This is a genomic window from Microcoleus sp. PH2017_09_SFU_O_A (assembly GCF_020738625.1).
Lineage (GTDB): Bacteria > Cyanobacteriota > Cyanobacteriia > Cyanobacteriales > Microcoleaceae > Microcoleus.
In genome coordinates this window covers 1-13,523 of the sequence record NZ_JAEQCF010000114.1, presented here as the reverse complement: position 1 = coordinate 13,523, position 13,523 = coordinate 1, and the positions used below count along the sequence as shown (strand labels likewise).

General features: G+C 45.2%; 13 protein-coding genes and 1 tRNA gene. 5 read left to right on the top strand and 9 right to left on the bottom strand.

The features are described from left to right. Positions 1-391: 391 nt before the first annotated feature. Complete coding sequence (locus JGK16_RS29745) at positions 392-1,975, top strand: peptidoglycan-binding protein (RefSeq protein WP_293193526.1); 1,584 nt, start codon at positions 392-394, stop codon at positions 1,973-1,975. 175 nt (positions 1,976-2,150) lie between these two features. Here the strand turns inward: JGK16_RS29745 and JGK16_RS29740 are convergent, their stop codons facing one another. The 4 genes from JGK16_RS29740 to lipA all read right to left on the bottom strand — a co-directional run bounded on the left by JGK16_RS29740 (position 2,151) and on the right by lipA (position 8,076). After that, complete coding sequence (locus JGK16_RS29740; protein ID WP_293147815.1) at positions 2,151-2,678, bottom strand: transcriptional repressor; 528 nt, start codon at positions 2,676-2,678, stop codon at positions 2,151-2,153. A gap of 361 nt (positions 2,679-3,039) precedes the next feature. Next, positions 3,040-4,335 carry a hypothetical protein gene (locus JGK16_RS29735; protein WP_293182933.1) on the bottom strand — a complete coding sequence of 432 codons (1,296 nt, stop codon included), beginning with the start codon at positions 4,333-4,335 and terminating at the stop codon, positions 3,040-3,042. Between the two features lie 447 nt (positions 4,336-4,782). Beyond that, positions 4,783-6,051: an RNA polymerase sigma factor SigC gene (sigC, locus tag JGK16_RS29730; RefSeq protein ID WP_293182930.1), complete on the bottom strand. Its 1,269-nt coding sequence runs from the start codon at positions 6,049-6,051 to the stop codon at positions 4,783-4,785. A gap of 1,155 nt (positions 6,052-7,206) precedes the next feature. Then, entirely contained in the window at positions 7,207-8,076 is an 870-nt protein-coding gene (gene lipA, locus JGK16_RS29725) for a lipoyl synthase (protein ID WP_293193525.1), read from the bottom strand. Positions 8,077-8,176: 100 nt separating this feature from the next. Between lipA and JGK16_RS29720 the strand changes: the two genes are divergently transcribed. After that, positions 8,177-8,250: transfer RNA gene (locus JGK16_RS29720), tRNA-Pro, on the top strand. 110 nt (positions 8,251-8,360) lie between these two features. Here the strand turns inward: JGK16_RS29720 and JGK16_RS29715 are convergent. From JGK16_RS29715 to JGK16_RS29705, 3 genes are all read right to left on the bottom strand, one after another. Further along, positions 8,361-9,236, bottom strand: a complete 876-nt coding sequence (locus JGK16_RS29715) for an SDR family oxidoreductase (protein WP_293193524.1) — start codon at positions 9,234-9,236, stop codon at positions 8,361-8,363. Positions 9,237-9,474: 238 nt separating this feature from the next. Next, positions 9,475-10,260: an exodeoxyribonuclease III gene (xth, locus tag JGK16_RS29710; RefSeq protein ID WP_293182924.1), complete on the bottom strand. Its 786-nt coding sequence runs from the start codon at positions 10,258-10,260 to the stop codon at positions 9,475-9,477. A 39-nt stretch (positions 10,261-10,299) separates the two neighbouring features. After that, positions 10,300-10,467: a hypothetical protein gene (locus tag JGK16_RS29705; RefSeq protein ID WP_293193523.1), complete on the bottom strand. Its 168-nt coding sequence runs from the start codon at positions 10,465-10,467 to the stop codon at positions 10,300-10,302. A 112-nt stretch (positions 10,468-10,579) separates the two neighbouring features. On the opposite strand from JGK16_RS29705, the gene JGK16_RS29700 reads away from it, so the two are divergent. Together JGK16_RS29700 and JGK16_RS29695 are read left to right on the top strand one after the other, a co-directional pair. After that, positions 10,580-10,804, top strand: coding sequence for a hypothetical protein (locus JGK16_RS29700; RefSeq protein ID WP_293193522.1), 225 nt, complete (start codon positions 10,580-10,582; stop codon positions 10,802-10,804). After that, the gene (locus tag JGK16_RS29695) at positions 10,794-11,204 is read left to right on the top strand and encodes a putative toxin-antitoxin system toxin component, PIN family (RefSeq protein WP_293193521.1); all 411 of its coding nucleotides are present in this window, start codon (positions 10,794-10,796) and stop codon (positions 11,202-11,204) included. Before JGK16_RS29700 ends, JGK16_RS29695 begins: the two co-directional genes overlap by 11 nt. 19 nt (positions 11,205-11,223) lie before the next feature. Here the strand turns inward: JGK16_RS29695 and JGK16_RS29690 are convergent, their stop codons facing one another. After that, on the bottom strand, positions 11,224-12,303 hold the full coding sequence (locus tag JGK16_RS29690) for an NB-ARC domain-containing protein (protein WP_366517187.1): 1,080 nt from the start codon (positions 12,301-12,303) through the stop codon (positions 11,224-11,226). Further along, entirely contained in the window at positions 12,225-12,617 is a 393-nt protein-coding gene (locus JGK16_RS32850) for a hypothetical protein (RefSeq protein ID WP_366517186.1), read from the bottom strand. Before JGK16_RS32850 ends, JGK16_RS29690 begins: the two co-directional genes overlap by 79 nt. 691 nt (positions 12,618-13,308) lie before the next feature. Between JGK16_RS32850 and JGK16_RS29685 the strand changes: the two genes are divergently transcribed. Beyond that, a partial coding sequence (locus JGK16_RS29685; protein ID WP_293193520.1) for a hypothetical protein occupies positions 13,309-13,523 on the top strand: 215 nt, incomplete at its 3' end.

The window sequence follows — 13,523 nt, the reverse complement described above, 5'->3', positions numbered from 1 at the left end:
CTTTATTAAGCTTTGTTAAATACAGAAGGCGGTTGAAACCGCTACCGACTTATCCCCATGTCTAAAGCCAGGGGCTTGCGTCTCGCTCTTTGGTCAACAACTAATATTTTTCTAATACAAAATTTTGTTTTTAGCCAATAATAGCCAAAAACTGGTCATTTTTCCCTCAGCAAGGCTAAGATGTGGCTGCAAACTATTTTCCTGACACTCGCGTCTCTCGAAACAGCGATGCTATCGTGGTTGTTACCTGTAATTATTTTTGAAGGCATTTTTTTTTAACACGGGTGCTTCGCGCAAACAGGTAAAACTTAGTCTTGATAGATCCTGAGCAACCCAAAGCTCAGCTTGAGTTTGCTCGTACATCACAGCCACAATTTCACACTAAAAATTTATGGAATCTCTCGCCTACCTCGAACTTGCTCTTGTTTGCGAAGCACCCGCACAAGAGTTGAAAATTTTTGATCCTCCCAAGTGGCAAAACCTATCGACTCAGACTTATGTCCGTTTGCTGTCTCTGGCTTTGATGCTGTCGGTTTTGAGCGCAGCCGGTTCGGCTTTTGCTCAAATAGATCCAGGAAATCCCAATTTGCGCTCTGTTCAAGACAGATTGCGGGATCTTGGCTATTTTCCTAGATCTTCTACTGGTCAGCTCGGCCCGGTAACAAAACAAGCTCTGACTAACTTTCAACGAGACTATCAACTGTCGCTGACTGGTAAGCCCGATCGATCTACGGTGATAGCGCTCAACAGTTTAGACGAGGACGATCGATCTTTTAAAACTACTTATACAAACTATAGCTATAACGAGCTGCGTTATGGAGACTCGGGTGCAGATGTTACCACTCTCCAGCGCAGGTTGAAAGAGCTAGGCTACTTCAACACGCATCCCACAGGGAGTTTTCGCGAAATTACTCTCAATGCGGTGAGATACTTCCAGCGCATTAATCGACTGCGGGTGACTGGAGTTGCTGACAGGCAAACTTTAGCCTTGCTGTTTGCTTCCACCAGGCCAACTCCCCCCGTTACTCCTCCTGATATTTCGGAAAATGGCGGTTGCAAGGGGCTGCGGTTCGGCGACAGAGGGGCGACGGTAGACTTGATCCAGCGGCAGTTAAAAGCTTTAGGCTATTTTGAGGGCGGCATTGACGGCAAGTTTCGCGAACGCACTCTCTACGCTGTGACTCGTTTTCAGCAAGATTTCAATCTGGTTTCTGACGGCTGCGCTGACACTGCTACTTTGAAGGCGATAGATGCCCAGATGAGGGAAGCTGAAATTACTTTATATCCAGGAGAAAATGACGATCAGAGTAATAATGCTGGAGATTTTCTGGATTTGGGCGACACAGGTCGAGAAGTAGAATTGTTGCAGCGGCGGCTGCAACAATTGGGTTATTACAGGAGCCAGATTCACGGTTGGTTCGATCGACCAACTCAAGAAGCTTTGATCGGATTTCAGAGAGATAGCGGGCTGTCCGGGACTGGCACAGTAGATCGCAGCACTCGATCGGCTTTGAGACAAGCCAACAAGCAGGCTGCAAAGCCGCAGCAGCCCGTCGCAACGGGTCTGCGACGGGGGGATACTGGGCCTGGTGTCCGACAGCTTCAGTCTGCGCTCAGAAGTCTGGGGAAAAACCCTGGCCCGGTGAATGGAGTATTTGGAGCCGAGACTGAGTGGGCGGTGCTGTCCTTTCAACGCGAGCGCAATTTGTCCCCGGCTACGGGTATTGCCACTCCGGCAACTTTGGCCGCAATCCAAAAGGGGTTAGCTGGGCGAGTTACTGTTCCTGCTGTGCCGATTAGCAGCAGTGTCAATTCTCGATCGAGCATTCAGCAATTACAAACGCGGCTGCAAGGCCTCGGCTTTTACACGGGTTCCGTCACCGGAGTTTTGGATGCTCCGACGAAAGACGCGCTCGATCGAGCTCAGCGCAGTTACGGGGTGAGCAGCAAGGATTTGTTGAGCCAAACTTTTTAGCAGCGGACTTGCGGGTGTTACGTCAAAGCCATCGGGTTTCTGGTTTCCGACTCATTCTGGAAATGATATATTTTCCTTCAGAAACCCGGTTTCGGCGTAACTGCGAATCACACTTGCGCCGAGTTTCGTTAATAATTCTAACCAGCCGTACTTGAAATGCGAAAATAGTGTATTCTCACTCGATTGCATCAGGGGCACTGTTGCCATTCTGGGCGATCGACCTCGGACAAGACCAATTGCTGGAAACCAAAGACGGCCATCCCATCCGCAAAGCTTCATGGCACACCGTATGAATCGTTAACTGGCAGTCTAGCAGGTGCAACCCAGACTTTTCAGCTTGTTTCATCCCAATTTTCAAAATCGAATCGTTGTTAAATTCGATCGTTCTGTTGCACTGAACGCAGACTAGGTGGTGGTGGTGGTGCGGGTAAGGCTGGTTTATTTCATAGTGTTTGTGACCTTCAGCTAGTTCGAGTTCGCGGAGCAAGCTCATCCTTGCCATTAACTTTAAAGTTCGGTAAATGGTGGACAAGCTAATGTTTTCGCCACGATTTTTTAACAAAGTGTACAAATCCTCCGCACTCAGGTGGTTGCCTTTGGGGAGGTTCTGAAACACGTGCAAGATGGTTTCCCGTTGGGGAGTCATCCGCCAGCCTTTGTCATTGAGTTCGGATTTGAATGAGGACGCGGTGTAAAGTGCCATAGTGACCCTCTCAAGAAAGTCTGCCTATTGACAATCATACACAGCGATCGAGATATTTTGCAAATATGCGAGCTTATTGAAAAAAGCTTGGGGTAAAAATTTAGTTTTTGATAATTTTTGACGGCACACATACCATAAAGCCTTAGAGTAACCCATAATTGGAGTAAATTGGAATAAATCACAACATTCCACCTATAGTTCACTTTTTCAACTCCTCCGTAGTCGCTTCCTTCAGTTTGTGGGGCTAGCCCAACCAAATAGAGCGTAGTGGAAAGGAATTTTTAGGCAGTTTACCCAAGCCTCGTACAATTAAAGTGGTAGTCGCCAAACACCGTTCTAGTTTAATTGCACACCTCAAGCATTACTGCTGTAGGCTTTTTTGATGAAGCATCACCTCTGAAAGATGGCGCTTAATTGCTTTTAGAGCCACATTACGAGCGGCATTTAAACCACTATGAGCTTTGTACCCATCCACAGTTGCTACTAATGCAGCCCCCGGTCGATAGCTATCAAACTCAGTCGGGCTTGAAGGGAATTTGCATCCTCTCCAGACAGGCTCGCCCCAAGGGGTAAGACGGCTCGTATTCATCGGACTAACGCGAGTTGTGAGAATTGCATAATCTTGATAAGCAATTCGTTTGACTTGTTCATAGATTTTGCCTTTCAACCAGTAAGCACGTTTTTGATTTGAGCGTCTTGAATATTTCCCGCGTTTGGGTCGCAAATTTCCCAGATGCTCAAAGCTAATCACATTTGCCCGCCAATGATTGGCCAACTCAACAAGCTCGCGGGATACGGCTCTTGAATATTCAATTTCCACAGCAGATAAAGAGTCCCATGCTTTTTTAGCAAAGCCACGGGAAATGATTCCCGTTTTGCCCATTTTGATGGCGATATTTCCTAGATTCCGCTTCCTACGAGCTACATGACGCGACTGGTTAATGAAATGTCTAGCGACTTCAGTCGTTTCGCCTCTGTCGTTGGTTTCTAGGATGCTAGCAATGACGATGAACTTGTCGAGATCCATGTCAATTCCGCAGGTCCGAAACGTGCTTTTTGCCATGATTCCTTTGATGCCACCCGTAGCAGGAACGTATTTTTCAAGTGGAAAAACTATCCACAAAGAACCGTTTTGAACCTGCACTCTAGGGGAGCCTTTTACCCATTGGGTCGGAACGTCAGGGCATTGATACTGATGTTTTATCCACTTCCATGAATCGCCTACCAGCATCTTTAGAACAATAGAAAAACCATCATCCTCTTTCCACATCCCAGCATCGTACTGAGGGTTAAAGTTAAACGCTCCTTGATGGAGCGGTGGCTTGTGGTGCTTGAGCCTTTTTGGGCGATTCAACCATTTTTGATAGGTTGAATTCCAGCTTTTATAAGCACCAATTGCTTGCCTGATGGCTGCTCTCTTCATCCCAGAAGGAAAGCCTTTTACGAAAGGATGATTAGCCGTGAGTAGCTCGTAGTAACGCCAGCCTCCATTTTCTTTTGTCAGGATGCCTTGAGGAGCTTCGGCAATTAGTAGGAAATAGAAATGAACTATCTCGTTATAGGCTGCCTTAGTTGGCTGCATATCAAAACCAGAACGAAGCAATTTCGCCTTGACTGACTTAGTGGCAATGGAAAATCCTTTTTGAGGTTTTAGCATCTTTCGACCTGAGATGTTTGTTGAACTCTGATTTTCAAATCAAGTTGCAAAGCCGATCTATTGACTTACCCCAATATACTCCAATATTCGTGTTTCTAGTAATTAGACAGAGAAATCGTGTAGAAGTAATAATTTTTTCTTCTGCTTTATGCTTTCTGTCTTCTGCCTTCTACCTAGATCCAGAAACGGACATTACCAATACACTGACATACTCCCGAACCTTGAGGAATCGGGATTCTGGATTCAAACAGACAAAGCAAGCATCGCTTGTTTGATATTGCCTAGCCCTATAGGTTGATGCCTCAACCTATAGGATTGTTTTGGGATTCTAGAGTTGAGACCGGATTTTTAGATCTCGCGCATCCACAATACATACCCTATGATGAAAGCCGTCCTATAAGGACGAAGCCTTAAACCCTATTTGTCAGTAAATGCACACCAGCTAATTTAAGTCAGAGACTCAAGATAGTCGCGCACGCGGTTGCGACGCTTGGGTTGGCGGAGTTTTTGCAAAGCTTTGGCTTCAATTTGGCGGACTCGCTCGCGGGACAAGTCCAGAGCTCGACCGATTTCTGCCAACGAGTAGGGGTGTCCGTCGCCCAAACCAAAGCGCATCAGAATAACATCTCGTTCGCGGCTAGTCAAATCTGCCAACAATTGTTGCAAGTCGCGGTGCAGAGCTTCTCGCATCAGCATTTCTTCTGGCGAGATGCTGTCGGTTTCGAGTAAGTCGCCCAACTCTGTATCTTTTTCGTTGCCCACTTTAGTTTCCAGAGAAACAGAGCGAGGAACTCGCAGCAATACTTCCCGAACTTGAGCGGCAGTCATGTCCAATTCGACGCCGATATCTTCGATCGTAGCTGTGCGACCTTTTTCTTGAGATATTTTGCGCTGGGCTTTCTTGATTTTGTTAAGTTTTTCGGTGATGTGGACGGGGAGGCGGATGGTGCGGCTTTGAGTCGCGATCGCCCGCGTGATTCCCTGGCGAATCCACCAGTAGGCGTATGTGCTAAACCGATAGCCCCGTGTCGGGTCGAACTTTTCGACAGCTCGTTCCAGTCCGAGAGTACCTTCTTGTATTAAATCGAGCAATTCTAAACCGCGATTTTGATATTTTTTTGCCACGGAAACCACCAGGCGCAAATTCGCCTTAATCATGTGGTCTTTAGCTTCGATGCCTTCAGCTTGAATTTTTTCGATCGCCTCTACCGTCATCTCGGCCAATTCTGCCCACTGGCGCTTGCCTTCGGCCATAATTCGCTTGAGTTCTGGCACGTCACTGATGCCTGCGGTTAATGCCCAGCGTTCCAGGGAAGGTTTGTGTCCCAATTGTGCAGACAGGCGATCGCGCACTTCTATTAAATGCACGAAGCTTTGAATCAGCCCTTCTTCCTGGGAAGCGACGGTGTTGCGCAATTCCAGCAATTTGATGTAGCGCTGAACTTTTTGAGCTTCGGAGACTTCTTCGTCTCTACCCAAGAGACGCACCCGACCGATTTCCTGTAAGTACAGGCGCACTAAATCTGTAGTGCGGCGGCTAGCGTTTTTTTGCAATTTGGATGCTGTGTCTGCATCTTCAGTCTCTGCTGAGTCTTGGTCGATGGGTTCGTCTCCAGCTTCTTCAGCATCTTCATCCAACACATCTACATCTTGCAAGGGATTGACTCGCAGTTGTTCGTCGAATTCAGCTTGAGCGTAAAAAGAGGTGGCTGGCATAGTGATTTTCTCAATGGCTCCGGGTGAAAAGATGCTACGCTTAGCGGTTATTTATAATTATGATGCCCACTTTGTTAAGACGAAGCATCACCGCTGTTTGTTTCTTTACTAACTTTTCTGACTTTTGTGCTGTTGGAGAGATCGAGCTTTGGCTGCCCCACTTGTTTTACCAAGATTCGGGAAAACGCTAAGAACTTTCTGATGTAACAGTTTGAAGCCCCGAAAAGTGCGTTGTACTTCTTTGTTTATATAGCTAGTATAGATAGAGACTGGCTATAAACAAGTGACCAAGGTCAGAAGTTAAGTTAATCTTCATCACCAATAACCTCGTTCCCGATCACTTCGCCAAAATAGGGATTTTTTTAATAAAACTTTATATAATTCGGGGTTCTTGATTAAATACCCCACAGCTCACAGGAAGCTTAATCCCTTGCACCATATGAGATTCATGGTTTTTTGAGTCTCCCTTATCGAGTTGGCAGTTAAGGGAAAAACCGGGTTTCCTGACAAAAATTCGGCATTTCAACCCAGGAATTCCAGGAAAAAACCCGGTTAATCGATGTATTTGGCGTAGGTTGGGAGTTGGATGTGGCGATCGATCTATAACTTTTTTGGTGTTGGCTGGGGCTTCCCATTTAACCTCACCCAATATGATCGGCATCAAAAACCGGGTCTTTTGAACTCCCGCTGGCACAGAAAGCGTAGGTTTTTCCTCGCCGTTACCTATTGGTGAAAAGTTAAGAATGGCATTGCATTTGTCAATCAGTAAGATTACCGAAAAAACTGTTTTTTTAGGAGTGTAAAATTCGCAATTTGGGGGCGAGGGGCGATCGATATGGCACTCCGGACGTTAGGGAAGCTTGCAGCTATATCGATCGCCTAAATCTCAGTTTTTCACCCAAAATTAGAGCAAGCTGTAAGTATAATTGCTGAGGAGCAAATGCTTCCCTAGGTTAAATTGTCACCGAATAGCATGGGTTTGAAGCCCTTACTCAGGTCGGCAGATTGTGATAAGAGCGGAGTTTAAATCTCCGTTCTTATCACTTCGCTGTCAACTGTCAACTGTCAACTGTCAACTGTTTAACAATGCTGTTACGCGATCGAGTTTGAGTGACAATCATTCTCTCTCGCGCCAGTTCAGTTAAACTTAAATTACTAGCGCGGGTAAAGTTTCATCAATTCTCTCACCTGTTCGGCGTGATAGGAACTGCGAGTTAAGGGAGAAGCGACAACTTGCAAGAATCCCAAAGATTCGCCAAACTCTCTCCAAGCATCAAACTGTTCCGGCGGCACAAAATTTTCAACGTTCAAGTGCTTTTGAGTCGGTTGCAGGTACTGTCCCACGGTCAAAATATCGCAGCCAACAGCCCGCAAGTCCTGCATCGCCTCGCGAATTTCGGCATCTGTTTCTCCCAGTCCCACCATAATCCCGGATTTGGTGTAAACCCCAGGTGCGAGTTCGCGGCTGCGTTGCAATAGTTCCAGGGTGCGATCGTACTTTCCTTGCGGCCGCACCTTGCGGTAAAGTCGCTTTACGGTTTCGGTATTGTGGTTGAGTACCTCGGGCCGGGCTGCGAGAATAATTTCTAAAGCTTGCCAGTTGCCGCACAAGTCGGGAATCAAAACTTCTATAGTTGTATCGGGCATTGTCGATCGTACAGCTTGAATGCACTCGACAAACTGAGACGCGCCCCCATCCGGCAAATCGTCGCGGTTAACAGAAGTAATCACAACGTGATTGAGTTTGAGTCGCTGCACCGCCTGCGCCAATCTTTGGGGTTCCGTCGGATCTAAAGCTTGGGGCTTTTTCTCAAAATCGATATCGCAGTAAGGACAGGCGCGGGTACAAGCCGGCCCCATAATCAAAAATGTAGCAGTACCTGCGTTGAAGCATTCGCCGATGTTCGGACACGACGCCTCCTCGCAAACCGTATTCAGGGATAAATCCCGCAAAATTTCTTTGACGTTGCCGACGCGCTCCCATTGGGGGGCTTTAACTCGCAACCACTGGGGCTTAACTGTCACGCCTGCCTCCGTCTGAGTAGTGTTTTACAAAACATTATACTAGGAGGTTGCTAAGTTTTGACTTAAAAATGTGATATCATAAAAATCTATTGACTAATTTCGGGATGTAGCGCAGCTTGGTAGCGCACCTCGTTCGGGACGAGGGGGTCGCAGGTTCAAATCCTGTCATCCCGATTGTTAAAGTAAATCGGATATTCCGCAGCAATTTCGAGGCAGAGCCTCTGGATATTCATTACCAGGCTCTGCCTGGTAACGAGAAACAAGCGCAACTGCGAACGAGTCTTTTAAACGCTCAAATTGCGCCGCAAAAAGCTTTCTAGGGATTCCATTCTCATGCCGTAAATAGATTCTAAGTGCTGGACTTCTTCGGGAGTGCAGAAAAACTCGTTAGCCAGCAATACCCGCAAAGTTCCCAAGCCTTTTTGAGCTTGAGGGTTCAATAAACCCACGGCATTTCGCAATCCGTCAAAGACAACCATTGGCGGGTTAATTACGATCGGTTCGCGCTTGAATAAGCGGCCAAAAATGCGGGCAATGTCGTCTCTGGTCAGCACATCGGGGCCGCCGACTGGTAAAATTTGGTTGCGCGCACCTTCTACTGTTGGCGAGTCTACGGAAATCTTTGCTAAGTCGTCGGTACTGACAACAGAGGTGCGGTTTTTGCCGTCGCCAATCAGCAGGTAAAGTCCGGTTTCTCGAAATCTTTCTGCTAGGGGCAGCAAACTCGAAGCGAAACCGGCTGGCCGCAAAATGGTATAATTTAATCCGCTGTTTTGCAGGTATTTTTCGACTTCTCGCTTGGCTTTGAATACTGCTGAATCTTCGTATCCGCGATCGACTCCCAGTACAGAAAGAAATACAAAGTGCTCAACTCCGGCTTCTTTGGCGCAGTCGATCAGTTCTATGTTGGCGCGGTAGTGTACTGCTTGAACGTCGCCGCCGGTGCCGTGGGTGCTGATGATGTACTGCACTCCTTGGCAAGCTTTTTTGATATCTTTGTCTTGTTTCAAGTCGCCGATAAAAATTTCGGCGCCTCGGTTTTCTAGTTCTGAATAGCGAGAAGCGAGGCGAACAAATGCGCGGACAGGTTTGTCTTGCTGTCTGATTTCTCGTACTATTCGGCGGCCTAGTGGGCCTGTTGCTCCAGTTACTAAGAACATGATTTTTGGGTGTTGGTTGTTATAGAAGAAGGAAGAAGAAAGAAGCTAGGGTTTTAGAAACCCGGTTTCTTAAATTTCTCGTTGCTTAACCTAAGATTTATGTTAGAAACCGGGTTTCTTTTGCCAAGCATCACCTAGGGTTTTAGAAACCCGGTTTCTTGAATTTCTCGTTGCTCAACCTAAGATTTATGGTAGAAACCGGGTTTCTTTTGCCTTAGTCCTATTTATAACTGATAAATCAAATTTCGACAATTACGGGGGCGTGGTCGCTGGGTTTAACTAATTTTCTGGGAGCCATGTCTATTGTACAGTTTTTTGCTTGTTCGTACAAGGGCAAACTGAGATAATGGTGGTCGATTCTCCAGCCGTTGTTGCGGGGAAATGCGGCGGCGCGGTAGTCCCACCAGCTATAATGTCCGCCTTCTGATGTGAATTTGCGAAAGGGGTCGTTTAATCCTAATTCGGTGATTTCTGTTAATGCTTGGCGTTCGGGTATTGATAGGCCAACGGAGTTTGCAGCAGCTTTGGGATTGTATATATCTCGATCGTCCGGTACGATGTTGAAGTCGCCACAAATGCACAGGTTGGGCGATTTGTCTAGTGCTATTTTCAGGTATTCTTGCAGCAGTTTGAGCCAATGCAGTTTGTATTGATACTTCTCGGAACCAACCTCGGAACCGTTGGGAACGTATACGGAAATGATGCAAATATCGTCTATAACCCCGGCTATGAGGCGCTTTTGTTCGTCGAAGCTGCCGACGGTTGCGTCGCCGAGAATGGGGGCAAATCCGGCGCTGACTTGTGACAGGGGCGATCGGCTAAAAATAGCGACGCCGTTGTAGGATTTTTGACCGGAGATGTAGCAGTTGTAGCCGATGTCGAGGAAGGGTTGCAGGGGAAAGTCTTTGTCTGTAACTTTGGTTTCTTGCAAGCAGAGAACGTCGATTTGGTTGGTTTGCAACCAGTTAGTAATGTGTTCTATGCGGATGCGAATTGAGTTGACGTTCCAGGTGGCAATTTTCATTATAGTAAGTAATAGATTAGTCGATTTTAGATTTTAGATTTACTCTGCATCGGAGTGCGATCGGGATGCTCGTGAGCGATGGTCGCCAGTGGGACGCTCTATAGTATAGTACAGTTTGAGGCTGGTGAGTTCGGATGTGCGATCGGCGAAGCTATCCCGAGCGTGAATCGCACGTAAGCGCATTGAGGCAGATTTGGCTGATAGCATGGCGCAAGCTGAGGGATATGGGGTCTTCCTAGAAATTGAACTTCACACCCTGTGATACAATAAATTTAAGCAAGAAATTGTTTTCTTATTAACTTTTTATCTTTTAAGGGTTATGACAACAATTACAATTCAAGTTGATGAAGATATTAAGAAGGCGTTTGAAGGGGCTACTCCTGAGACTCAGAAACAGTTAAGCTCGATCATTCAATTGTTTTTGAGAGAAAATTTACACAACAAAACTTTAACAGAGGTAATGGCAGAAATTTCTGATAAAGCACAACAGCGCGGCTTGACACCAGAAATATTACAGGAGATTTTAGCCGATAATGACGAATAGATTTGCGATCGATACTAATGTTTTAATCAGTGCTTTGCTTTTTAAAACCTCAGTACCATTTTGGGCGATCGAATTGGCAGAAAAACAAGGAATAATTTTATATTCTGAAGCGACTTTAAAAGAATTAGAGCAAGTTCTGAATCGTCAAAAGTTTAACAAGTATCTTTCTTTAGAGGACAGAAAGGTATTTTTGCTGAAATTTATCAGTTCTTCTCAGTTAGTCTCTATTACCGAAAAAATCGCAGTGTGTCGAGATGAAAAAGATAATAAGTTTTTAGAGTTGGCTGTTAGTGGTAATGCCAATATAATTGTTACGGGGGATATGGATTTGTTGATATTAAATCCTTTTAGGACAGTAGAAATTATTACTCCCGATATGTTTATTGATAGATTTAGTTAATCGCCAACTCAGTCAGTTATTAATGCTGGTTTTTCAGATACTCAATCAATACAGGCTGGAGTGTGAAAAGTGTTTTCTGACCTTGTTTCACTTTTTCAATTAATAAACGCCGTCCCAAGGATTGCACAGCTTGTAATAATGCTGATGGGGATAATTCGAGATGGGCTGAAATTTTTGATATTTCAACTGGTGCAGCTTCACTAGCTAACGAGGATATCACTTGTTTTTCTGGTTCGGTTAGCCGATCGCACTGCTGCTCCAATAGTGATTCTAAGTCACCTAAGAATAGGGTATCATAGGATAAGAATTCGGAAACGCTGCCGCCGAATAAGTCTTGAATCAATGTGGCAATTATATTTAACCATAAGGGATTGCCTCGGTAAAGGTCGATTAGTTCTGACCATTTCTCCGGTTCTGCTAAACCTTTTTCTCTGAATATTTCTTGTGCTTCCGTGCCTAAACCGTTGAGTTGCAGCGATTTGCAGGGGCGGTTTTCGCCTTCTAAGGCGGCTATTTCTCTGGGTTTTTCCCAACTCAGTAGGATTAGGCAACTGTTGTGGGATGATTCTGCTATTTGTTTGAAGAATGTGCCGTAATTTTCATAGCCTGGTTGGTAGTGGCCTGCGAGTTGTTGGCTGCTGAAGATGGTTTGGATATCATCGAGTACGATCAGACAGCGGTGCGATCGCAGATATTCTAGTAGGGGCAATCCCCCCGTGGTTGCCCTTTCTTCGGGGGAGGGGGCGGGCACGGGGGCACCGCCCCTACAGAATTGAATTAAGTCGGTTTGGAGTGATGCCAGGGGTGGGGAGTTGCGGAAACTGCGGTAAATAATGCGATCGAATTCGTGTTGAATTTGTGGGATTAGTTGGAGAGTTAGGGCAGTTTTGCCAATACCGGATAAGCCGTATATGGTGATGAGACGGGTGCGGGTTAAAATCCAGTTTTCGAGGGTGGAGAGTTCGGATGTGCGGTTATAGAATAAGTTGGGTTCTGGTGCGTCGCCTAAGTCTTGACAGATTATAGGTTCAGTATTCTCTGGGTTATAGGAGGGCGATTGCTTTGTGGAACTTCCGAAGATTGCAAAGTTTCTCCACACACATTGACGTTACCATTACCAATTTGTACACAGTTCCCAGAATTTGAAATATTAGATGCTATCCATTTCTCCCACCTAGATCTAAAATTCAACTTAGTCACGTCTTCTTCTAATGCAACTGACAGTAATTTCCATAATTTGAAGCCAACCTCTTTAATATATTTTTCTGAGCGATGGTTGCGCTGGGCAATTTCCCTATATTTTTGATTATCCCAAGCACCGCGTAAAATAGCTTTTTGCAGACTGTCTAATTGTTGGCCAGTTGTAGTAAAAGTCAAATGATTGGCAATTTGTAAGACTTCTTCGATGTCCATTGGTCTGGTTTATACAAGGATTTCCATCGATTATAACCTAACTAAATATGACTTTATAGGTTTTGATCAACTAAATATGGTTTTTTATGGCTTAGTTGAGATAAAAATATCTACCAAAAATGACTTTTTCCGACTTGACAAAATTTAGCTCTTAAACAAAAATTGATATTGAAAGGGTAAATCTTATACAAATCACTACTGACCCATACCAGTAATGACCGCGCTAAGTATTCTGGAACACGCCTTACTTTGAAGGAATAGACCAAGCTTGAGGATGCAAAAGCCAAATTCGTTATGCTTGATTAAGCAGGGTGCAACTTTACAACACGTATGAGTGGCAGTATTGCGTATATTCTCGACAAAACGGGTTACTTTGCAACCCGCTGTAACACCTCTACGGTCTAACTTGAAAGACTAGAGGAAGCTTTTGATTGAGGAATACTACCAATGACGTTAATTAAGGAAAATACCCTATGTCATATAATCAGTCGATCCAATCACAACTGCATCAACTATTGCCTCAAGGGAACAGTGATTCGGACAAAAAAAATATACCGATTGAGACATCTTTGTTAAAGGTGATTAATAATACCCTCGTATTTGACAATACGGTATATCAAATACGGAATATATCCACTGTTGCAGTGGCTGACCTCACAAAAACATATGCGATTAATACATCTGTTCCATCATGGTATTGGTTTTTACTTGTACTCGGCGTTTTTCTGATTGCTTTTTATGGTCTTGGTCTTCTGATTATAATTTACGTGTGCTGGCTGTTGTCGCAGCACAGCAATCTGGAAAAAAGGGCTCTCCTGACTTTATGGTGTATAATGTAACAAACAATACATTTACTGTCATGGACTTTTATTTAGACTATATATTAGACTTGCCTGGAGTCAAGAT